17 protein-coding genes are annotated in these 21,709 nt (G+C 72.1%); 7 read left to right on the forward strand and 10 right to left on the reverse strand.

What is annotated here, in order from left to right; genetic code table 11:
- Positions 1–62: 62 nt before the first annotated feature.
- Positions 63–2,087: a M6 family metalloprotease domain-containing protein gene (locus ACH4OW_RS09470; protein ID WP_398026295.1), complete on the forward strand. Its 2,025-nt coding sequence runs from the start codon at positions 63–65 to the stop codon at positions 2,085–2,087.
- Here the strand turns inward: ACH4OW_RS09470 and ACH4OW_RS09475 are convergent.
- The 3 genes from ACH4OW_RS09475 to ACH4OW_RS09485 form a co-directional block, all read right to left on the reverse strand.
- Positions 2,084–2,818: a lysophospholipid acyltransferase family protein gene (locus tag ACH4OW_RS09475; protein WP_360123662.1), complete on the reverse strand. Its 735-nt coding sequence runs from the start codon at positions 2,816–2,818 to the stop codon at positions 2,084–2,086. The two genes, ACH4OW_RS09470 and ACH4OW_RS09475, sit on opposite strands and share 4 nt — an antisense overlap.
- A 101-nt stretch (positions 2,819–2,919) precedes the next feature.
- On the reverse strand, positions 2,920–4,023 hold the full coding sequence (locus tag ACH4OW_RS09480) for an isoaspartyl peptidase/L-asparaginase family protein (RefSeq protein ID WP_398026297.1): 1,104 nt from the start codon (positions 4,021–4,023) through the stop codon (positions 2,920–2,922).
- Between the two features lie 79 nt (positions 4,024–4,102).
- Positions 4,103–6,175, reverse strand: a complete 2,073-nt coding sequence (locus ACH4OW_RS09485) for a phosphocholine-specific phospholipase C (RefSeq protein WP_398026299.1) — start codon at positions 6,173–6,175, stop codon at positions 4,103–4,105.
- A 402-nt stretch (positions 6,176–6,577) separates the two neighbouring features.
- Between ACH4OW_RS09485 and ACH4OW_RS09490 the strand changes: the two genes are divergently transcribed.
- From ACH4OW_RS09490 to ACH4OW_RS09505, 4 genes are all read left to right on the forward strand, one after another.
- Positions 6,578–7,534 (forward strand): hypothetical protein, encoded by a 957-nt coding sequence (locus tag ACH4OW_RS09490; RefSeq protein WP_398026301.1) that lies wholly within the window; start codon positions 6,578–6,580, stop codon positions 7,532–7,534.
- 168 nt (positions 7,535–7,702) lie between these two features.
- Complete coding sequence (locus ACH4OW_RS09495) at positions 7,703–9,154, forward strand: amino acid permease (protein ID WP_360124210.1); 1,452 nt, start codon at positions 7,703–7,705, stop codon at positions 9,152–9,154.
- Between the two features lie 85 nt (positions 9,155–9,239).
- Positions 9,240–10,157, forward strand: a complete 918-nt coding sequence (locus ACH4OW_RS09500) for a GNAT family N-acetyltransferase (RefSeq protein ID WP_360123674.1) — start codon at positions 9,240–9,242, stop codon at positions 10,155–10,157.
- A 6-nt stretch (positions 10,158–10,163) separates the two neighbouring features.
- Entirely contained in the window at positions 10,164–11,072 is a 909-nt protein-coding gene (locus ACH4OW_RS09505; protein WP_398026303.1) for a sigma-70 family RNA polymerase sigma factor, read from the forward strand.
- Here ACH4OW_RS09505 and ACH4OW_RS09510 read toward each other — a convergent pair.
- Both ACH4OW_RS09510 and ACH4OW_RS09515 read right to left on the reverse strand, forming a co-directional pair.
- The gene (locus ACH4OW_RS09510) at positions 11,041–12,177 is read right to left on the reverse strand and encodes a prephenate dehydrogenase (protein ID WP_398026305.1); all 1,137 of its coding nucleotides are present in this window, start codon (positions 12,175–12,177) and stop codon (positions 11,041–11,043) included. The two genes, ACH4OW_RS09505 and ACH4OW_RS09510, sit on opposite strands and share 32 nt — an antisense overlap.
- Positions 12,174–13,514 (reverse strand): PLP-dependent aminotransferase family protein, encoded by a 1,341-nt coding sequence (locus ACH4OW_RS09515; RefSeq protein ID WP_398026307.1) that lies wholly within the window; start codon positions 13,512–13,514, stop codon positions 12,174–12,176. Before ACH4OW_RS09515 ends, ACH4OW_RS09510 begins: the two co-directional genes overlap by 4 nt.
- Before the next feature lie 380 nt (positions 13,515–13,894).
- Here ACH4OW_RS09515 and hppD point away from each other — a divergent pair, with 380 nt between their 5' ends.
- The gene (gene hppD / locus ACH4OW_RS09520) at positions 13,895–14,998 is read left to right on the forward strand and encodes a 4-hydroxyphenylpyruvate dioxygenase (RefSeq protein ID WP_360123685.1); all 1,104 of its coding nucleotides are present in this window, start codon (positions 13,895–13,897) and stop codon (positions 14,996–14,998) included.
- Positions 14,985–16,121, forward strand: coding sequence for an alpha-hydroxy acid oxidase (locus ACH4OW_RS09525; protein ID WP_398026310.1), 1,137 nt, complete (start codon positions 14,985–14,987; stop codon positions 16,119–16,121). Before hppD ends, ACH4OW_RS09525 begins: the two co-directional genes overlap by 14 nt.
- 4 nt (positions 16,122–16,125) lie before the next feature.
- Here ACH4OW_RS09525 and ACH4OW_RS09530 read toward each other — a convergent pair whose 3' ends face one another.
- The 5 genes from ACH4OW_RS09530 to aroF form a co-directional block, all read right to left on the reverse strand.
- Positions 16,126–16,347 (reverse strand): ferredoxin, encoded by a 222-nt coding sequence (locus ACH4OW_RS09530; RefSeq protein WP_398026312.1) that lies wholly within the window; start codon positions 16,345–16,347, stop codon positions 16,126–16,128.
- Positions 16,348–16,485: 138 nt separating this feature from the next.
- Positions 16,486–17,772 carry a cation:proton antiporter gene (locus ACH4OW_RS09535; protein WP_398026314.1) on the reverse strand — a complete coding sequence of 429 codons (1,287 nt, stop codon included), beginning with the start codon at positions 17,770–17,772 and terminating at the stop codon, positions 16,486–16,488.
- A 344-nt stretch (positions 17,773–18,116) separates the two neighbouring features.
- Positions 18,117–19,091: a ParB N-terminal domain-containing protein gene (locus ACH4OW_RS09540; RefSeq protein WP_398026316.1), complete on the reverse strand. Its 975-nt coding sequence runs from the start codon at positions 19,089–19,091 to the stop codon at positions 18,117–18,119.
- Positions 19,092–19,501: 410 nt separating this feature from the next.
- A complete protein-coding gene (locus tag ACH4OW_RS09545; RefSeq protein WP_360123700.1) occupies positions 19,502–20,035 on the reverse strand; it encodes a winged helix-turn-helix domain-containing protein in 534 nt (177 codons plus the stop codon).
- 223 nt (positions 20,036–20,258) lie between these two features.
- Positions 20,259–21,311: a 3-deoxy-7-phosphoheptulonate synthase gene (gene aroF / locus ACH4OW_RS09550; protein WP_360123703.1), complete on the reverse strand. Its 1,053-nt coding sequence runs from the start codon at positions 21,309–21,311 to the stop codon at positions 20,259–20,261.
- Between the last annotated feature and the right edge of the window lie 398 nt (positions 21,312–21,709).

Consider the following 21,709-nt stretch of genomic DNA (forward strand, 5'->3'; position numbering starts at 1 on the left):
AGGAATTTTGTTCGACCACCCTGTCACGTCCCGGACTTGAGACCACAGACAAGAGGTGCGCCTTGTTCCTTCCCCGCAGACCGGCCCGCGCATACCGCGGCAGGACCGGCAGACTGGGCGTTCTCGCTCTCCTCATCGGTGTACTGGCCGCCGTCGCCGCCGGTCCCGCGCGGGCCGCCCCCGAGGCCGCGGCCCGGCCCCCGCTCGTACAGCCCATCGACCCGCAGAACTGGCGCAATCCCGACGACATGACCTGGTCGGAGTACCGCGCGGTCCCCGGGACCAACTGGGCCGACCCCGCCGTCAAGCCCACCAAACGCATGTTCAGGGGCGCACTCGTCCTGCTGGACTACCCGGACGAGGATTTCAGCGTCACCAGGCCCGCCGGGTCGTCCGTCTTCGGCAACCCGCAGTCCAGCGCCCACGACATCCCGCGCGCCGAGGTCCCCGCCTTCTACCGGGACTTCCTCAACAAGCCGGGCAAGCTCAACCGCGGCCACACCATCAACGAGTACTGGATGGAGGACTCCGGTGGCCGGCTCGGCGTCGAGCTGACGTCGTTCGGTGTCTACCGGATGCCGTTCAAGTCGTACCAGTACGGCATCGAGCCGGGGATGAACCCCGGCGCCTGCCCGGTCGGCGACAGCTGCGGCAAGAACATCCGCACCGACGGCAAGGCGGCGTGGGTCGCCGACGCGGGAGACGCGGAGACCAAGAAGTACGACTTCGTCTTCTACCTGACGGCGGGCCAGGACGAGTCGGCCGCCTGGCAGGAGTTCGGCCAGATGAAGTTCGCCTCCCCGCAGGACGTCCCGGCCGCGTGGGGCCCGCCCTCCCCCATACAGGGCGGCGGCAACGCGGCCCGCACCCGTTACGTGCCGTGGACCTCCTGGAAGGCCGCCGCCCGCATCTGGCCCAACGCCGAGTCCGGCTCCTCCACCCAGGCCGAGAGCTCCGGCATGGCCGTGTACGCCCACGAGTTCAGCCACATCCTCGGTATCGCGGACAACTACAACAACCCGTACGGCACACCGCAGCGCCGGGCCTACACCGGCATCTGGAGCATGCTCTCGCGCGGCTCCTTCAACGGCCCCGGCGGCCCGCACACCCGCTGGCAGATCCCGGCCGCCAACGGCGCCTCGATGGGCTCGCAGCACGTACTGCGCGACAAGCTCAAGCTGGGCATCGTCGACGAGAAGAACGTCCTGCGCCTGGACCGGGACGCTCTCAAGACATCCGGAACGGCCGTCGCCAAGGTCACCGCGCGCTCCGCGCCGCCCGGCGCCAAGGGCCTGTCCGGCATCAACATCACCATGGGCCGTGACCTGGCGCCGCCGTGCTCGACCGAGTCCGACCCGCTGTGCGACGGCGGCGGCTACGACAACTACACCGTCGAGGTCGTCGACCGCATGGGCATGGACTCCTTCACCCCGGACAACGGGGTCCTGCTCAGCAAGACGAAGAACGAGGACAGCGCGCCGTTCGCATGGGTGGTGGACGCCCATCCCGAGGACATCCGCATGGTGGACTTCCGGCGCCCCGACGGCACCCCGCAGATGATCACCATGGGCGACTACCGCCAGCTCAGCGACGCGCTGTTCCACGCGGGCGCGGACTCGGGAAGCTCGTACGAGTACGTCGACGAGGCCAACCGCCTGCACTTCTACGTCCTGGACATCAAGCGGGACCGGTCCGGCGTGCTGAGCTACACCGTCGCCGTCAAGTCCCTGGACGGCGCGGGCCCGCAGCGCCGCGGCGTGCAGCTGCGGCCCGGCACGGCACACGGCGCGCCCGCCAAGGGGCGGGCCGTGTGCACCTTCCCGCTGCGCAACACCGGGCAGCCGGGCCGCGGGGGCGCGCACCTGGAGTCCGACGTGTACCGGCTCTCGGCCACCGCGGCGGGGCAAGGCTGGTCCGCCTGGCTTCCCAACCGCCTGGCCACCGCGAAGGCCGGGAGCACGGTGAGCGTGCCGGTGGCCGTCGCCGCCGAGCCGGGGGCGGCGCGGCACGGCCTGGTCGTGCTCGACGCCCGCTCGGAGAGCGACCCGCGCAAGTCCGTGCGGGCCACCTGCGCGCTCGGCCGCTAGCCGGCGGCGCGGGCCGTGCCGCTCACCGAGGTGAGCGGCACGGCCGTGGTCCCGGCCCCCGCCCGCGCCTTGGCCTCCGCCGCGTAGGTGTCGACGTACTCCTGCTCGGACAGTTTCAGGAGGGCGTACATGATCTCGTCCGTGACCGCCCTAAGCACCAGGCGCTCGTCGGCCAGCCCGGCGTAGCGGGAGAAGTCCAGCGGCTCCCCGAAGCGGATGGTGATCGGGACGACGCGCGGCAGCCGGCGGCCGGCCGGCTGCGCCTCGAACGTACCGATCATCGCGCACGGGATCACCGGCGCGCCCGTACGCAGCGCCATCTCCGCCACGCCGGTCTTGCCCTTGTACATCCGGCCGTCGTGCGAGCGCGTGCCCTCGGGGTAGATGCCGAGCAGTTCGCCGCGGCCGAGCACCCGTACGCCTTCCTCGACGGCGGCCTGTCCCGCGCTCCGCCCGGAGCGGTCCACCGGGATCTGCCCGCAGGCGCGGAAGAAGGCCGCGGTCAGCCGCCCCTTGACGCCCCGTCCGGTGAAGTACTCCTGCTTGCACAGGAAGGTGATGCGGCGCTTGACCGTCGCCGGCATCAGGAAGCTGTCGCAGAAGGAGAGATGGTTGCCCGCGATGACGGCCGCGCCCGATTCCGGCAGGTTCTCCAGGCCCTCGACGCGGGGGCGGAACAGGCACCGCAGCAGCGGCACCAGGACGATGGATTTGAACAAGTGATAGAACATGTAACTGATCCCCTCCCCAGAGTGATCCCCCCGCGTCGGGGGACGGTAGTGCCTGCTCCGGCAGGAGAGGGAGAGTGCCGATTGAGCCATGTGCGGCGGGGTCAGCTGTTCGCCGGGGTCTCGTCCGCGAAGATCTTGGTGACGGTCCGGCCGTCCTCGGTCAGGTAGCCGTGCAGCATGCCCTCGCTGCTGTGCGGGGCGTCGAAGACGCCGTGGGCGTCCAGCGCGATCACGCCGCCCGTGCCGCCCAGTTCCGGCAGCCGCTCGACCAGCACCTCGTACGCCGCTTCGGCCAGATTCGCTCCCCCGAACTCGATCAGGTTCGAGAGGGTCGCGGTGGCGGCGCCGCGCAGGAACACCTCGCCCGCTCCGGTGGCGCTGGCCGCGACCGTGCCGTTCTTGGCGTAGGTGCCCGCGCCGACGACGGGCGAGTCGCCGACCCGGCCCGCCATCTTGTTCGTCATCCCGCCGGTGGACGTCGCCGCCGCGAGGTCCCGCTTCGCGTCCACGGCCACCGCGCCGACCGTGCCTTGGGTCAGCGTCTCGCCGGAACCTTTCTGCTGTCCTTTGGCCTTGAGCAGTTCCTGCCAACGCTTCTCGGTCCAGTAGTAGTCCTGGGTGACGGTTTGCAGGCCGTTGCGCGCGGCGAAGTCGTCGGCGCCCTCACCCGCCAGCAGCACGTGCTTGGTCTTCTCCATCACCAGCCGCGCCGCGGAGACGGGGTTGCGGACGTTGCGCACGCCCGCGACCGCGCCCGCCGCCAGGTCGGAACCGCGCATGATCGAAGCGTCCAGCTCGTGCCCGGCGTCCTCGTTGAACACCGCGCCCTTGCCCGCGTTGAACAGCGGGTTGTCCTCCAGCGAGCGGACCGCGGCCTCGACCGCAGCGACGCTGGTGCCGCCGTCGTCCAGGACCTTCCCCCCGGCCCGCAGCGCGTCGGCCAGGCCGTCGCGGTACGCCTTCTCCTGGGCGGGTGTGGTGTTCTCCCGCTTGAGCGCGGTGCCCGCGCCGCCGTGCACCGCGAGGACGACGTGGCGGGCGTCGGGCCGCGGCTTGCCCTTGGCGGCCTGCGCCACGACGGGCTCGGCGCCTCCGGGTCGGCCTGCGGAGACCGCGCTGCTGCCGGGCACGGCCGCCAGCAGCGCGGCCACGGACAGCGCCCCGGCTCCGACAGTCGCCAGTCGCCGTGTCGAGTTCCTGGTCATGGGCACACTCCCTCGGAAAAGAAGGTCACTCCCCTGGAAAGACGGCTGCCCGCCCCCTCCCGAGGGCGGGCAGCCGGCGTCACGCCGTACGGATCGCGGGATCGCTCACGCCCTCGGCGCCGGTTTCCACATGACCGGCGAACCGGCGCAGGAAGCTCTTGTCCGCCTCGCAGCTCACGGACACGTCGTACCACCGCTTGCTCGCCTTCAGGTCCACGGTGTGGGTGACCTGCTGCCCCGGGCGCACGGTGACCTTGCGGGAGGCGCCACCGTACGCGTTGGCGATGGTGAGCGTACGGGTGCCGTCCCCCGCGTTGGTGAGCGTCAGGCCGAGCTTGCCGGTGGACTTGTCGTGGCGCGCGGTCACTTCGGGCCCCGCGGTCCTGCCCGGGCCGCGGAACGTGCGCAGGAAGCCGTTCGGGCCGAACACCGAGAGGTCGTACGTGCCGTGCGAGTAGGCCGTGTTCCAGCTGTCGGACAGCTTCTTCGCGCGTTCGGTGGTGTACGTCCACGGGCCGTCGCCGCGGTTCGGGGCCGTGACGTAGAACTGGGCCCCGGCGTCGGCGCCGCTGCTGAACGTCAGGCCGAATTTACCCGTCGCGGTGTCGGCGGCGCCGTCCACGTACGGCGCGTACGGCAGCGGCCGGGCGGGGCGCGAACCGCGCTCCTGCTTGGGCAGGCTGCCCTGCGCGGGCGGCACCGGGTGGAAGTCGCCGGGCTTGGAGCCGTCGGGCCGGTAGCCGCCGGTGTCCGGCAGCTTGCCGGGCGCACCCGTCTTGGCGAAGTCGAAGGCGGAGGTCAGATCGCCGCAGACGGCGCGCCGCCACGGTGAGATGTGCGGCTCGGACACCCCGAAGCGGCGCTCCATGAAGCGGATGATCGAGGTGTGGTCGAAGGTCTCGGAGCAGACGTACCCGCCGGTGCTCCACGGCGAGACGACGAGCATCGGCACCCGCTGGCCGAGGCCGTACGGCCCGGCCTCGAAGCCGTTGCCGCCGGGGTAGAGCTCCAGCTCGGTGGAGACGGTGGACAGGCCCTGGCCGGCGTCGGCGGGCGGGTACGGCGGCACGACGTGGTCGAAGAAGCCGTCGTTCTCGTCGTAGGTGATGAACAGGGCCGTCTTGCTCCAGACCTTCGGGTCGGAGGTCAGCACGTCCAGCACCTGGGAGATGTACCAGGCGCCGTAGTTGGCGGGCCAGCTCGGGTGCTCGGTGAACGCCTCGGGGCAGGCGATCCAGGAGATCTTCGGCAGCCGGCCGCCCTTGACGTCCGCGCGCAGGTCGTCGAGGAGCTGCCCGCCCGCCTTCACGTCGGAGCCGGTCCTGGCCTTCTCGTAGAGCGGGCTGCCGGGCTTCGCGTTGCGGAAGCTGTTGAAGTAGAGCAGCGAGTTGTCGCCGTAGTTGCCCCGGTAGGGGTCCTTGATCCAGCCCCAGTGGCCGTTGGCGTCCAGGCCGTCGCCGACGTCCTGGTAGATCTTCCAGGACACCCCCTTCGCCTCCAGCCGTTCGGGGTACGTCGTCCAGCTGTAGCCCTTCTCGGCGTTGTCCAGGACGGGGCCGCTGGGGTCGCTGCCGCCCTTGCCGTCGTTGCCCGTGTAGCCGGTCCACATGTAGTAGCGGTTCGGGTCGGTGGAGCCGATGAACGAACAGTGGTAGGCGTCGCAGACGGTGAAGGTGTCGGCGAGCGCGAAGTGGAACGGGATGTCCTTGCGTGCCAGGTGGGCCATGGTCGTGGCGGTCTTGGCGGGCACCCACTGGTCGTAGCGGCCCTTGTTGAAGGCGCGGTGGCTGCCCTTCCAGTCGTGGTTGAGGTCCTCGAGGAACGTGAGTCCCAGGTAGTCGTCCTTGGTCTGCGGCCGGAACGGCAGCACTTCCTTGCCGCCCGCGTCGGCCTGGTGCCAGACCGGCTTGCCGCTCGGCAGTGTCACCGGCCGCGGGTCGCCGAAGCCCCGTACGCCGCGCAGGGTGCCGAAGTAGTGGTCGAAGGACCGGTTCTCCTGCATCAGCACGACGATGTGCTCGACGTCCTCGATGCTGCCGGTGCGGCGGTTCGCCGGGATGGCGGCGGCACGGGCGATGCTCTCCGAGAGGACGGAGAAAGCGGCGGCCCCGCCGGTCAGTTGGAGGAACCGGCGCCGGTTGAGTTCTGGCATGGCTGGAATGACCCCTTGGGCTGGGCGGGAGCGGGCGGGACTGGAGTGTTCCAAGAGAGCCAGGCCATGGGAAGACTCCGTGACGCGCGGGTGACGAATCACCGGAGATGGCGTGAACAGGTCGGCGGCGCGTCGCCGCCCCCACTGCGCGGGGCATATGCCAATTGCAAGCCGTTCGTTTTCGGACGGTGCGCGATGGACCGTTTTTGTCGCCAATGTCGCTCCCGACGCCCAACCGGAATCAGGTAATTCCGATCACCAGTTTCGAACCGACTTGCTGCTGAGTAGGGTGTGGCACTGCCGGTGGAACTGGGGGAACAGTGCGTACCGGTCTGTTTCGGCATGGCTGGAAATGCGCTGGTGGCCGACCACACCGGCAGAACGGCAGGAGCGGCAAGGGACATGACCGCCGGGTTATTCGAGGGGCAGTACGTGTGGCATCCCGCAGCCGACGACGTCCAGCTCGCCCGCGCATGCGTGGACGTACGGGCAGGCCGCTACTTCGGCGCGCGCGAAATCCTGCGGGAGGCGCGCGGGGACCACGGCCTGCGGGCGCACCGCTCCCTGGTGCTGGCCTCCGAGGCCGCCGGCTCCGACCTGGCGGAACGCTGGCTGGCCGAGGAGCCGGACCAGGAAGCGGCCCTGGTGTGGGCGCGGGTGGCGGTGCTGCGTGCGGTCCGGGCCGCCGACGGCGGCGACCGGCGGGCCGACGCGCTGGGGCGCATCGCGGTGGCCGCCTGCGACCGGGCGGCGCAAACCGCTCCCGACGACCCCACGCCGTGGGCGGCGAAACTGACCCTGGCGCGCTTCCAACAGCCCCGTGACCCCGCCCCACAGGGCCTGCTGACCGCGCCGCCGGGCCCCTGGTCGCTCTTCTCCCACATCCTGCGGCTCGACCCCTGGAACCGCGAGGGCCACCACCGCTTCCTGTCGTACTTCTTCCCCCGGTACGGCGGCGAGGCCAACGCGGCGTGGGACGTCGCCGCGTTCCTGAGCCAACGCGCGCCGACTTCCTCGCCGCTGCGGCTGCTGCCGCTGGTGGCCCTGGTCGACGGCTACAACCCGTCCTCGCTGCTGGCCGAACGCACCTGGGAACAGCCGCAGTGGAAGGCCACCGCCCTGGGCATCTACCGCGACTGGCTGCCGCACGTCGCCGGATACCGGTTCACGCCAGTGCTGGACCTGGCCTATCTCGCGCACGCCCTGCACATGGCGCAGTGCGCCTTCGAGGCGCGGGCGGTCTTCACGGCCATGGGCCCGTACGCCTCCCGCATGCCGTGGAGCGTCTTCGGCGACCCCGAGGAGCAGCTGAACAAGGCGAGACGCGCGTGCGGCCTCCCGGTGCCCGATGCCTCCTGACCCTCCGTCTCCCGGTTCCCCGCCCCACCGATCGACGCTCCGCGCCGATGTCTTCTGTTCCCCGCCAGAAAGGTTGCGGCTGTGTCCGATCCCGTGTCCCCCGCCCGTACGAGAACCCGCCGCGCCGCGGAGCCCGTCACCCTCGACGACGACGCGACGCTGCACGCGATGGGTTATCCGCGGAAACTGACCCGGCGTTTCCGCGCGTTCGACAATTTCGCGATCTCTTTCACCATCATCAACATCATTTCCGGAATCTTCTCCTCCTTCGGGTTCGGCATGAATGCCGGCGGACCGGTGATCCTGGTCTTCGGCTGGATAGCCGTGGCCGCCATGGTCCTGTTCGTCGGCGCCTCGATGGCGGAGATCGCCTCCGCCTATCCGACCAGCGGAGCGCTCTACTTCTCGGCCGGAAAGCTGGCCAAGCGGCACCGGGGCGCCTGGTCCTGGTACACGGGCTGGCTGAACTTCGTCGGCCAGGTCGGCGGCACGGCCGCCACCGGTTACGCCGCGGCCACCTTCATCCAGGCGTTCATCGCCATGCAATGGCCCTCCTACGAGGCCACCCCGCAGCGGGCGGTGCTGATCACCGCGGCGATTCTCGTGGTCCAAGCGCTGGCCAACACCTTTACCGTGCAGCTCGTCGCGGTGCTCAACCGGATTTCGGTGTGGTGGCTGCTGATCGGCCTGGTGGTGATCGTCACCGCGCTGATCGCGCTCCCCTCGCACCACCAGTCCCCGTCGTTCGTGACGCACTTCGTCAACAACACCGGCTTCACCAACGGCCTGTACGGCGCGATGCTCGGCCTGCTCGTCACCAGCTGGACGTTCACCGGGTTCGACGGCAGCTTCCACATGTCCGAGGAGACAGTGCAGGCGACGGTCAACGCGCCGCGGGGCATCATGCGGGCGATCGGCTACTCCGCGGTCGCCGGGCTGGTCCTCATGCTCGCCCTGGTCTTCGCGATCCGCGACTACGCGGGCGCGGCCGCCGCCGAGGCGCCGCCGGTGCAGATCCTCATCGACGCGCTCGGCGCGGGCACCGCCAAGTTCCTGCTGCTCATCGTGATCGGCGCGATGCTCTTCTGCGGTCTGGCCAACATGACCAGCAACACCCGGCAGATCTTCGCCTTCTCCCGCGACGGCGCGATGCCCGGCTCCCGCTGGTGGCACTCGGTCTCCTCGCGCACCCGCACCCCGGTCAAGGCGGTCTGGCTGGCCGCCGCCTGCTCCCTGGTCCTGGTCGTGCCGGGCTGGTGGTCGCACACCGCGTTCACCGCGGTCGTCAGCGTCAACGTGGTCGGGCTCTTCCTGGCGTACGCGGTGCCGATCTTCCTGCGGCTGCGGCTGGACTCCTTCCAGCCGGGCCCCTGGAACCTGGGGCGCTACGGCAAGCTGGTCGCCGCGGTCGCGGTGACGTGGATCGTGATCAGCAGTGTGCTGTTCATGCTGCCGCAGGCGTCGCCGATCACCGCCGAATCGTTCAACTACGCGCCGATCGCGCTGGCCGTGGTGTTGATCATCGCTACCGTCTGGTGGTTCGCCACCGCCCGGCGGCGCTTCCAGGGACCGGTCAGCTACGGCCGCCCCGACGAAGTGGCCGCGATGGACCTGATCTGACGGGCCGCCACCGCCGCCCGCCGACCACCCCGCCCCGCCGCCCCGCACGGCGGCGGGACCCGACAGCCAAGGACGTACACCAGGTATGACCGCCTCCGGCGACATCCCGAGCCAGCACACCACGACCGCGACGCTCGCCGCCGACCCCGGCGCACCGGCCGGCGCGTTCACCGTCCGCCCCGCCACCCTCGAAGAGTGGCACCAGGTGGCGGAGTGGGCCGCCGAGGAGGGCTGGAACCCCGGCCGCGGCGACACCGCGTGCTTCCACCCCACCGACCCGGACGGCTTCTTCACCGGCCGCCTCGACGGCAGGCTGGTCTCGGCGGTCTCCGTCGTCAACTACTCGCCCGAGTACGCGTTCCTGGGCTACTACCTGGTGCACCCGGAGTACCGCGGCCGCGGGCTGGGCCTGGCCACCTGGCGCGCCGCCGTACCGCACGCCGGGGACCGGGTCGTCGGCCTGGACGCGGTGCCCGCGCAGGAGGCCACCTACCGGCGTTCCGGCTTCACCACCGCCTACCGGACCACCCGTTACCGGGGCCGCCCGGCGCGCCCCGGCACGCCGGCGGTGCCGGTCGTGCCCGTCGGCGCCGGGCACCTGGACGAGATCGCCGCGTACGACCGGCAGTGCTTCCCCGCCGACCGCCGCCCGTTCCTCGGACGCTGGCTGACCGCCCCGGGCCACCACGCGTACGCGCAGCTGCGGGACGGCCGGGTGGCCGGGTACGGCGTGATACGGGCGGCCCGCGACGGGATGCGCCTCGGCCCCCTGTTCGCGGACACCTCCCGGGGCGCCGAGGCCCTTTTCGACGCGCTCACCGCGCATCTCGGCCCCGGCGAAACGGTGAGCCTGGACATACCCGACCCGCACCACAGCGCCCGGTCCCTCGCCCGATCGCGCGGCCTGGAGCCGGACTCGCACACCATGCGGATGTACACCGGCTCCGCGGGACCGGCCCGCCCGGAACGCGGCTACGCCGTCACCAGCCTCGAACTGGGCTGAGAACCGGTGCAGGAGGGCCCGGCGGGCGCCGGCGCGCGGGACGACGCGGCGGCGTTCTCCCGGCTGGTGGCGCGGTACCGGCCGGAACTGCACCTGCACTGCTACCGGATGCTGGGCTCGTACGAGGAGTCGGGGGAGCTGGTGGCGGAGGCGCTGCTGCGGGCGTGGCGCGAGCGCGACACCTTCGCGGGGCACGCGACGTTGCGCACCTGGCTGTACCGCGTCGTCACCCGGGCGTGCCTGGACTTCCTGGCCGGCCGGCCGCGCGCCGTGGTCAGGCCGCCGCGCGGCGGCCCGGTGCCGGCGGCCGCGCTGCCCTGGCTCCAGCCCTGCCCCGACACGCTGCCGGAGCAGGTGGCGGCCCAGCGGACGGGTACGGACGAGGCGGTGGTGGCCAAGGAGAACATCGCGCTCACGTTCGTGGTGGCGCTCCAGCTCCTGCCGCCACGCCCGCGGGCCGTGCTGGTCCTGCGGGACGTACTGGGGTGGTCGGCACGGGAGACGGCCGAGGCGCTCGGGGTCAGTGCGGCGGCGGTGAACAGCGCGCTCCAGCGGGCCCGCCGGGCGGTACGGGACCGGCTGCCGGACCGCCGCAGTGGCCGGCTGCCCACGGACGAAAGCGCCGTGCTGCGACGCTACTTGGCCGCACTGGACCGGGGCGGCGAGGACGCGCTCGCCCGCGTACTGCGGCGTGCGGCCCTGACCGCCCGCCGCCCCGACCCGCCGGACTGCCGCCGGGTCCCCGCCTGGATGAACCGGCAGCCCGCCGCCGCCGTCTACACCCGTGACCCGGGAGAGCGCTTCCACCGTGCGCACGGCCTGGAGGTGCTCCGCGTCGAGGACGACCGCGTCGCGGAGATCACCGTGTTCCCGCCCGGCCTCTTCACGGCCGTCGGCCTGCCTCCTGTCCTGTGAGCGCGAGGTCGCCGCCCTCCCGGTCCGCGTCCCACCCCTCGGCGGTGACGCGGACGAGCAGCCGCCCGGCGACGGCGGCCGGCACGGCGAGGCGGACCGACAGGTCGGATGCCTCCGCGTCGGGCCGCACTTCGGCGTCCTCGGGGCCGACGCCCAGGTCCGCGGTGGCGTCCAGGAGCCGGGCGAGCTCGCCGGGGCGGTCGGCGATCCGGACGCGTACGGAAGCGGAGCGCGGCAGGCCGCCCGCGCGGTCCGCCGACACCTCGTCCAGTCCGGCGATGCCCCGGTCCAGGAGGTCCACGACCGTGCGCAGGCTCTGCGGGCTGCGCCGGTGCGCGGGCCCCGCCAGGTCGCGCAGGGCGGTGACCAGCTCGCCCAGGTCGGCCTGTAGGTCCGTGAGGACGCCGGCGACGGCTCCGGCGTTGGCCTGGAGGATGTCGCTCCACAGCCGGGAGTCCCCGCCGGCGATGCGGGTGACGTCGCGCAGTCCCTGGCCGGCCAGCCGCGGCGCCTGGGGCGGGCCGTTGCGGAGCCTGGCCGCCATCAGGCTCGCCACCACGTGCGGCACATGGGAGGTGAGCGCCACCGCGTCGTCGTGGGCCTTGCTCCGCATCACCACGGGTACGGCTCCGCAGAGCGCGATCAGGCTCAGCGCGCGGTCGAGGGCGGTGCGCGAGGTCAGCCGGGACGGGGTGAGCACCCAGGCCCGGTCCTGGAAGAGGTCCGCGCGGGCCGCGAGCGGCCCCGACCGTTCCCGTCCGGCCAGCGGGTGGCCGCCGATGTAGCGCGTCGGGTCGGGCGCCCCGGCCAGGACCGCCTGCTCCGGTTCGGACTTCACGCTCGCCACGTCGGTGTACGTACGGGCCAGCCCGCGCGTCTGCTGCTGGGCGAGTACGGCGGCGACCTGGCTGGGCGGTACGGCGAGCACGGCCAGGTCCACCGGTCCGGGCGGCGGCCCCGGTATGCCCGCGCCGAGTGCGGCGGCGGTCCGTACGGCGGCCGCGTCGCGGTCCTGGAGGTACACCGTCACGCCCTGGCGGGCCGCGGCGAGCGCCAGCGAGGTGCCGATCAGCCCGGTGCCGACGACGGCCAGGGTGCGGATCACCGGGCACCGCCCGCCGCGTGGGCGCCGTTGCCCCGGAGCCGTTCGGTGATCAGCGCGGCGAGCCGGTCGAGCCCCTTCTCGATCCGTTCGGGCGTCAGGGTGCTGATGGAGAGCCGGAGCTGACGGCACTGCGCCGACGCGTCGTAGAAGTGGTGCATCGGGGTGAACAGCACGCCGTGCCGCCGGGCCGCGTGTTCCAGGAAGTCGTCGGTGACGCAGAACGGCACGCTGAGCACCACGAAGAAGCCGCCGGTCGGCTCGTTCCAGGTGACGCCGGGGCAGTCGCCGAAGCGCCGGGCCAGGCCCGCCAGCACCTGGTTGAGGTTCTGCCGGTAGACGGCGGTCTCGCGGCGGTTGGCCTCGACCATGCTGCATCCGTGGCTGAGCAGTTTGCCGCCGATGACCGCCTGCGCGATCGGCGAGGTGTTCACGGTGAGCATGCTCTTGATCTTCGACAGTTCGTCGGCGAACAGCCCGCCGCCGCCCGGGCCGGTCACCCGCTGGTCGGCGACCACGTAACCCACCCTGGCTCCCGGTACGCCGGTCTTGGCGAACGAGCCCAGGTAGACGACCCGGCGGTTGCGGTCCAGCGACTTGAGCGTCGGCGGCCGCTCGCCAGAGGTGTGGAAGACGCCGTACGCGTTGTCCTCCAGCAGCAGGAGGTGCTCGGTCTCGGCGATCTCCAGCAGCCGGTGCCGGTCGGCGAGCCCCATGCTGGCGCCCACCGGGTTGGCGAAGTCGGGGGTCACATAGCAGGCGCGCACCCGCCGGCCCGCGGCCCGCGCGCGGCGCAGCTGGGTGACCAGGTCGTCCAGGTCGATTCCGTACTCCCCCGTCGCCACCGGCAGGACGGGCAGGTCGGCGAGGAGCGCCGCGCCGGTCAGCCCGACGTAGGTGGGCCGCGGCGCGAGCACGGCGTCGCTGTCGTCGGCGCGCAGCGCGCGCAGCACGAGGAACATCGCTTCCTGGCAGCCGACCGTGACGACCACCGACCCGTCCACGGCCTCGATGCCCTCGTCCACGGCGAGGCTCCGCGCGATGAGCCCGGCGATGATCCCTTTCGTCTCGCCGTACTGGAACAGGGTGCGCGCGATTTCCGCTTCCGTCATCCGGCGTTCGACCCCGAGGTGATCACAGAAGACCTCCAGGTATTTGTGTACCTGGCACGAGTCGTAAAACCCCTCATACGGCCGTCCGGCGGCGAACGAGATCGCTTCCGGATACTTATCGGCGATCTGGTTCAGCAGATTCATCGACTCCATCGAGGCGTCGGCCAGCGACGCGTGCAGCGTCGCGGTATTCAGTTCGGCGACGAATTCCGGTTGCATGATTTCCATGGCTGCCTTCTGTCAGTCAGGAAGCGGTACGGCGCGTACGGCCGGGGCACGCACCACACCGTCAGCATCCCCCAGGGGCCGGATCGACAGCAATGGTTGTCCCGGCGCACGCCCGGGTCAAGGCGATAGCGCACCGGCCGGCGGTGCGCGCCCCTCTCATTCTTGACAGGTGCGACGGCCTTACCGCCGGTGTAATGTCTGGCGGTAACCGTAATAGTTCGCCTTCCGCTGTCCGGCGGCAGTGGCGAACTCACCCAAGAGGTCCGCGGATTAGGCAGGCCCCGGCCGGGGCCGGTCATACGGCAGGTAATCCGTCCGCTTCGGTCGGCGCTCCGGCTCGACGAGCCGCGCCCGGATCATTCCTTCAAACGGGGACTCTCATGACAGTTTCAGACACCACAGCGGCAACGGCTGCTGTCAGCGACCTCTCCATCGACTACGTCGAGATGTACGTCGACGACCTGGACGCGGCGGCGTTCGGGTGGGTGGACAAATACGCGTTCGCCGTCGTCGGCACCGGAGGGTCGGCGGAGCACCGCAGCATCGCGCTGCGGCACGGCACGATCACCCTGGTGCTCACCGCCGCGACCTCCGACCGCCACCCGGCGTCGGTGTACGTCGCCGCCCACGGCGACGGCGTCGCCGACATCGCGCTGCGCACCGCCGACGTGGCGGGCGCCTTCGACCGCGCGGTCGCCGGCGGCGCGCGGGCGCTGCGCCGGCCGACCCGGCACGAGGGCCCCGGCGCGGGCGTCACAGCCGCCGTCAGCGGCTTCGGTGACGTGGTGCACACGCTGGTGCAGCGGGAACCGGGCGAGGACCCCGGGCTGCCGGTCGGCTTCGTGGCGACCCTGCCGTCGCGGCGGCCGGTGCCCACCGAGGTCGGGCTGCTGGAGCTGGACCACGTCGCGGTGTGCCTGGACAACGGCGACCTCGCCGGGACCGTCGAGTTCTACCGGCGGGCCTTCGGGTTCCGGGACGTCTTCGAGGAGCGCATCGTCGTCGGCGCGCAGGCGATGGACTCCAAGGTCGTCCAGAGCCCCACCGGCCGGGTCACGCTCACGCTCATCGAGCCGGACACCACGGCGGCCCCCGGGCAGATCGACGACTTCCTCAAGAGCCACCACGGTCCCGGCGTCCAGCACCTCGCGTTCTCCTGTGACGACGCCGTGCACGCGGTGCGTACCCTGACCGGCCGCGGCGTGGAGTTCCTCAGCTCCCCCGCCGCCTACTACGACCTGCTCGGCAAGCGGATCGCGCTCAGCGACCACAGCCTGGAGGATCTGCGGTCGACGAACCTGCTGGCGGACCAGGACCACGGCGGGCAGCTGTTCCAGATCTTCACCGCCTCCGCGCACCCGCGCCGCACGATCTTCTACGAGGTCATCGAGCGGCAGGGCGCGGAGACCTTCGGCAGCTCCAACATCAAGGCGCTGTACGAGGCCGTGGAGATGGAGAAGAAGGGCCGGCGTGTCCTTCGGTGAGGACGGCGCACCCGGCGAGGGGGCGGCGGACGCGCTCCTGACCCTGGAGGACGTCGAGCGCGCTGCCGTCGCGGTACTGCCCGCCGGGGTGCGGGACTTCGTCGCGGGCGGCAGCGGCCGCGAGCGCACGCTCGCCGCCAACCGCGCGGCGTTCGACCGGGTCTTCGTACGGCCGCGGGTGCTGCGGGACGTGTCCCGGTGCACGACCGGCTCCGAGCTGCTGGGCCGTCCGGTGCCGATGCCGGTGGCGCCGGCCCCGGTCGCGTACCAGGGCCTGGTGCATCCCGACGGCGAACTGGCGGCGGCCCGCGCGGCGAAGGCGGCGGGCGTGCCGTTCACGGTGAGCACGCTGAGCACCGTCCCGGTGGAGGAGGTCATTGCGGTCGGCGGCAGTGTCTGGTTCCAGCTGTACTGGCTGCGGGAGCCCGGCCGGGCGCTGGAGCTGGCGCGCCGCGCGGAGGACGCCGGCTGCGAGGCGCTGATGCTGACCGTGGACGTCCCGTGGATGGGCCGGCGGCTGCGGGACGTGCGCAACGAGTTCACGCTGCCGGAGCGGGTGCGGGCGGCCCATCTCGGCGGCGGCGCCTCGGCCGCGCACCACCGTGCCGCCGGCGCCTCGGCGGTGGCCGTCCACACGGGCCAGGCGTTCTCCCCGGCCCTGACGTGGTCGCACGTCGCGGAGCTGCGGGCGCACACGCGGCTGCCGCTGGTGCTCAAGGGGGTGCTGGCGCCCGAGGACGCGGTGCGCGCGGTGGAGTCCGGCGTGGACGCCGTGGTGGTGTCCAACCATGGAGGTCGTCAGTTGGACAGTGCCCTGCCGGGCATCGACGCGCTTCCCGAGGTCGCCGAGGCCGTCGGCGGCCGCTGCGAAGTGCTGGTGGACGGCGGGGTCCGCTGCGGGACGGACGTGCTCAAGGCGCTGGCGCTGGGCGCGGACGGGGTCCTGGTGGGGCGCCCGCCGGTGTGGGGGCTGGCCGCGGCGGGGGAGGACGGCGTCCGGCGGGTGCTCGACGTGCTGGCTGCCGAGCTGGCGGACGCGCTGGGCCTGGCGGGCTGTGCGACGGCCGCGGACGCGCGGCGGCTGCGTACGGTACGGATCGGGGTCGCTGCCGGCGAACCGTAACAGGTCACGAGCCGGCGGTGTCCGTCTCCGCCTCGTGCACCGTGATGGCGCCGGACGGGCACCGCAGGGCCGCGGTGTGCACCTTCTTCTCCAGTCCCGCGGCGGGCGTCGCGTCGACGAGCAGCACCGTGCCGTCCTCTTCCGACTGGTCGAAAACCTCGGGCACCAGCAGTGTGCACATGCCGGAAGCCGCACAGATCTCGGGGTCCACCCGTACCTCGATCATCGTCCTCTCCCCGGTCCTCCGCCGTCTCGTCCACCGGCCCCGCCATGGACACTGTCGATGCTACGCGCCGCCAACGACCCGCTGTAGCAGGCCGGATGGACGCCTCAGAAGAACACCCCACGGGCCGCCGTCCCCTTCCTACTCGCTGGTCCACTTCTGCTGAGACCCCGTCAAGGACAGCGCCCTGGCCTCGGGTTCCGGCGCGTTCCTGCGGCCTATCAGGGACAGCAGCGGCCCGGTCGCGAAGGTGGTGACCAGGGCCATGAGCACCAGGACGGTGAAGAGCCCGGGCCCGATGACACCGGCCTCCAGCCCCACGTTCAGCACGATCAGCTCCGTCAGGCCGCGGGTGTTGACCAGCGCGGCCACCAGTGCCGACTGGTGCGGGTCGAGCCTGCCGAGCCGCGCCGCCACGTACGCCGGAACCAGCTTGCCGACGGTGGCGACGGTCACGATCAGCGCCAGCAGGACACCGGCGTCCGCGTCCATCGAGCCGATGTTGAACGACAGTCCGGTGGTGACGAAGAACAGCGGCAGCAGCAGCCCGGCGCTGTGCTCCATCGACCGCAGCACGTCGGCGTCGGGCACGCCGTCCCGCCTGGGCATCACCAGCCCCGCCAGCAGCCCGCCGAAGACGGGGTGCAGGCCCAGCGACGCGGTGACCCAGGCGCTCCCCAGGGCGAGCGCCAGCGCGATGGTGACCTGGTTGGCCACCAGCGCCTCGGAGCGCCGCAGCCACCAGCCGAGCGCCGGGCGTACGACGAGGAACATGCCGCCCACGAACACCGCGATCAGCAGCAGCGTCAGGGACCACGGGCGGCCCGGCGCGTGTCCGGTGCCGACGAGGGCGGCGGCCAGCACCAGCCACGCCGCCACGTCCATGAGCCCGGCGGCGGTCGTGGCCACCGTGCCCGCCGGGCCGCCCGCCAGGCCGCGTTCGCGGATGACGGCGACCAGGACCGGCAGGGCGGTGACGGCGGTCGCCACCGCCATGAAGAGCAGGAACGAGCGGCCGCTCGCGTGCCGCGGGTCGACCGCCGAGAACACGCCCGGCAGCAGCCGCACCGCCCCCGCGCTCAGCGCGGCGGGCACCAGCAGCCCGAAGAGCGCCACCAGCGCAGCCGCCCGGCCGCCCCTGCGCAGCTGGCGCGCGTCGATCTCGTACCCCGCCACGAACATGAAGAGCACGATGGCCACTTGGGACAGCACCGACAGAAAGGGGAGGACCTCCCGTGGGAACAGGCGCTCCGTCGGGTTGCCCGGCAGCCGGCCGAGCAGGGTCGGCCCCAGGGCGATGCCCGCCACGATGTGGCCGATGACGGCCGGCTGGCCGCACCGGCGGGCCGCCGCTCCCAGCAGCCACGAGACGACGACGATCAGCGCCACGTCGCCGATGACCACCGTCACCAGGGTCTCGGTGTCCACTTCGGCCCTCCCCCCACGGGGGCAGCAGGTGTCCCGGCCGCCCCCTGCACGGCTTCCTCCCACAGGCGTCCACGAGACGTTACCGCTACCGCTCAGCGCGGCGATGAGGGGCTTTTCGGGCGCATGTCGGGCCGGTTCTCGTCGAGGTGGCCGGGACGCTCCCCACAGGCGCGGCGTCGCTTATATTCGGCGCCGGTCGCATTCGGCGTACGCATGGCGCAAGCCGGCTCCGGCCGCCGTACCGCATTTCCCCGTACAGAAGAAAAGTCCGGCCGGACGGTCTTCCAACCGTCCGACCGGACACTTTCCTCACTTGGCCCACGCCCGGCCGTGCGGCCGGAACGTCAGACCGTCTCGACGACGCTCCGTTCCGCCCGCTGGGCGAAATCCGCCCAGATATCCGCGCACTCGCGGGCCAGTTGCGCAATGATGCCGCTGCAATGCGGAGGAATGTTCGCCATGATGTCGTCCCATTCCTCCGCGCTGATCGTGTGAATACTCAGCAGCCGCAGCAGCGTGCGCCCCGTCTCGCTGAACCGCAGGGCCGGGTCGACCTTGAGGCGGCGTACGACCACCGTCCGGTCCTGCGCCGGGATCCGGGCGGGCGCCGTGGCGCCCTCGTCGGCGTCGCGCGGTCCGGTGTGCCCGGCGGGCTCCCGGTCCTCGTGCGCCCTGGCCGTCCGGCCCCGCCCCTTGAGCAGCGGTTCCTCGCCCCGGCGCAGCCGGTTGCGCACGTCACGCGCCGTCTCGGGCGAGATGCCCGACGCCCGCGCGATCTGCCGCAGCGACAGCCCGGGGTTCTCGGCTATGAGGTCGCCGGCGAGCCGGCGGCCCTCGGCGCCGTTGAGCGGCCTGAAACGGCCGTCCTGGCCGATCCGGCCGCGCCCCGCCGCCGCGCCCGACACCCGGCGGCGGATCTCCGCGACGGTGCCGGGGGCGATACCGGTGACCGAGGCGATCATCCGGTCCGACCACAACGGGTGCGAACGGATGATGCGTTCGGCCGCGCTCTTGCGGTCCGCCATGGACAGCGGAAGGCCGTGCGAGATGTTCGATTCCACGGCGAGTACGAAGGCGTCGGCCTCGCCGCCTTCGAAGAATCTCACCGCGATCTTGTCGTCGCCGCGGCGCTCGGCGGCCCGCAGCCGGTGGACACCGTCGATCACCCGCATCGTCCCGCGGTGCGCGATGATGGGCGGCAGCGGCGCCTGCGCCACCGCCAGCATTTCGACGTGCTCCTCGTCTTCCCCCGATATGCGCGGAGAACCGGCCACCGACAGTGAACCGATCTCCACTTCGACGACCGTATCCATATCCATGTGCGCCTGCCCAGGTTCCACTCCAGGCTCCTCGCGTTGTGATTCCCCCGTGCGCAAGCTCGCGCCGACGCACCCTAACGACTTACGGCAGGCCCTTGCGTCGGCGATGTCCGCCGGAGAGAGACATCGCCGGGCCGATCAGGCGTAGAACCCACCCCCGCTTCTCAACCCTCTACAACTCCGGGCGGGGGAGGAAGGTTCCCGCTTCGCCGGAAACACCCGACGCGAAGCGGAACTCATATTCAAACAAACCATCTTCCCCCATTCAGATACATACTCTAACAGCGCCTTTATCTACGGGGCACCCCTACCTGGCGCGCCTGAACCTGCGATGTCGCTTCCCTCCTTTCCCGGAAGCGGAACTGCCGGAAAAGTCGATCGCCCCGGGAAAGGCCGCCTTCGCCGCGCCGTCATTCGCCCCCCGGCGACCGAGGCGCCCGCGGGGCGCGCCCGTTCCGTCCGCCCTCGGCACGTACCCAGCCGCCCGCCGCGTCGGCGGGCCCGTCGCCCGGCCCCTGCCCCGCCGCCCGCCGCACCGGCGGCACGTACGCCCAACCGTGACGGCGCATCATCTTGCGCACACCCTGGATCGTGTACACGACCTGGAAACGCCGGGCGATCACGGTCTGGATGCGCTCCAGCGTCCAGCGCCGGTCGGCCCACCCGTAGGCCGCCGCCCCCCTGGCGAGTTCGGCCTCCAACTGCCGGAACTGGGCCGGTCCCAGCCGCGGCCGGGACGCCGGTCCCTTCGAGTCCAGCGCCCGCGCACCGTCGCACTCCCAGGACTTCCGCCACCGCTGCACCGACCGCACGCTGACCCGCAGGTCTCTGGCGATCACCGCGTTGGCCTCGCCCCGCGTGAACCGTTCGACCGCCTTCCGGCGCAGCCGCTCGCGGAACTCCCGCCGCTCGGCGGTCAGTCCGCCGCCCTGTGCGTATCGCATCTCTCCGACATACCGCAAGATTCGAGATTCGTCAGTATCCGGCGACATTACGGGTTCAGCACCGGTACCCCTATCGCGGTCGCCGTGGTGCACCGGGGAACAGCAACCCCCGGGGGCACCAGCCGTCCGGCCGCGGTCGCGGGAAATGGCCTGTACCAATCGGCCGGACGGTGGGTTGTGTGCGCTTGCGTCCGCCTCCCGTCGGGGTACCCCTACCGGCGGCTCAGGAGGCGGCGCCCGTGACGGCCTGCGGCACCGGCTGGGTGAGGGTCCGCCCCATCAGCGGCGACAGGACCGAGACCGTACTGGCGATCTCCCGCATGTCGGCTTCCTGGAGCGCCTGGTCGCCGTCGCACAGCGCGCTCTCGGGCGCCGGATGCACGTCGATCATGACGCCGTCCGCACCGACCGCCAGCGCGGCGCGCAGCAGCGGCAGGACCAGCTCCCGGCGCCCGCCCGAGTGCGAAGGATCCACGATCACCGGCAGGTGGGACAGCCGCTGCACCACCGGCACCGCACTGATGTCCAGGGTGTTGCGGGTCGCCGTCTCGAACGTACGGATGCCGCGCTCGCACAGCACGATGTCCAGGTTGCCGCGCTGCGCGATGTACTCGGCGGCCATCAGCCACTCGTCGATGGTGGCGCCGAAACCGCGCTTGAGCAGCACCGGCCGGCCCGCCGAACCGACCGCCTGGAGCAGCGCGAAGTTCTGCATGTTGCGGGTGCCGATCTGGAGCATGTCCGCGTACGAGGCGACCAGTTCGACGCTGCCGGGGTCGATGACCTCGGTGACCACCGGAAGCCCGGTCTCGGCGCGCACGTCCGCGAGGATGCGCAGCCCGCTCTCGCCCAGGCCCTGGTAGGCGTACGGCGAGGTGCGCGGCTTGTACGCTCCGCCGCGCAGCAGCGAGGCCCCGGCGTTCCTGGCCATGCGGGCGGCGGCGAGGGTCTGCTCCGGGGACTCCACCGCGCACGGCCCCGCGATGACGGACAGGGTGTCGGGCCCGATCGGCACGCCGCCGACCCGCACGACCGTCCGCGCCGGGTGGTGCTCCCGGCTGACCAGCTTGTGCGGAACGGAGATCCGTACGACGTCGAGGACCCCCTTGCGGCTGCGGAGGTTGAGCGCGTCGAACTCGTCCACGTCCCCGACGAGGCCCACGATCGTACGTGTCACCCCCCGGCTGACGAAGGCGTCCCCGCCCACCGAACGCACCAGGCCGACGACGACGTCGACGTCCTCCTGTGTGGCCCCTGGGGCCATCACCACCACCATGAGGGGTTCCTCCCGTTGCGTGGCCGGCTCCGGCCGGCCGGATCGTGTTGCGGGAACCCGGCGCGCGGCCGCACCGCCGCGCGCCGGAACGACCGGTATGGGCCCGTGAAGGCCGCGCACCGCGCGGCGCCGCCCGCGCACCGCCCCGGCCCGCGGACAGCCGGGCCCCGGCCTCGTGCGCGTACCTCGGGAAACTCCGGCACACCACCGCCCCGCCCGCCAACTACGGGCCGCCCGACGGGCGTTCACGGAAAGTGATGTCGCGCTCAATCATTCCACACGCCCTCGCCGGAGCGTCCAACCGCGCAATGCCCACTGCCGCACCCCACGCCGCACGGCCCGCACCGGCCGGTCACCGGACGGCACCCTCGCGCCGGTCGGCGCGCGCCCGCGTCCGC

The organism is Streptomyces sp. NPDC017056, from assembly GCF_044332485.1.
Taxonomy (GTDB): Bacteria; Actinomycetota; Actinomycetes; order Streptomycetales; family Streptomycetaceae; genus Streptomyces.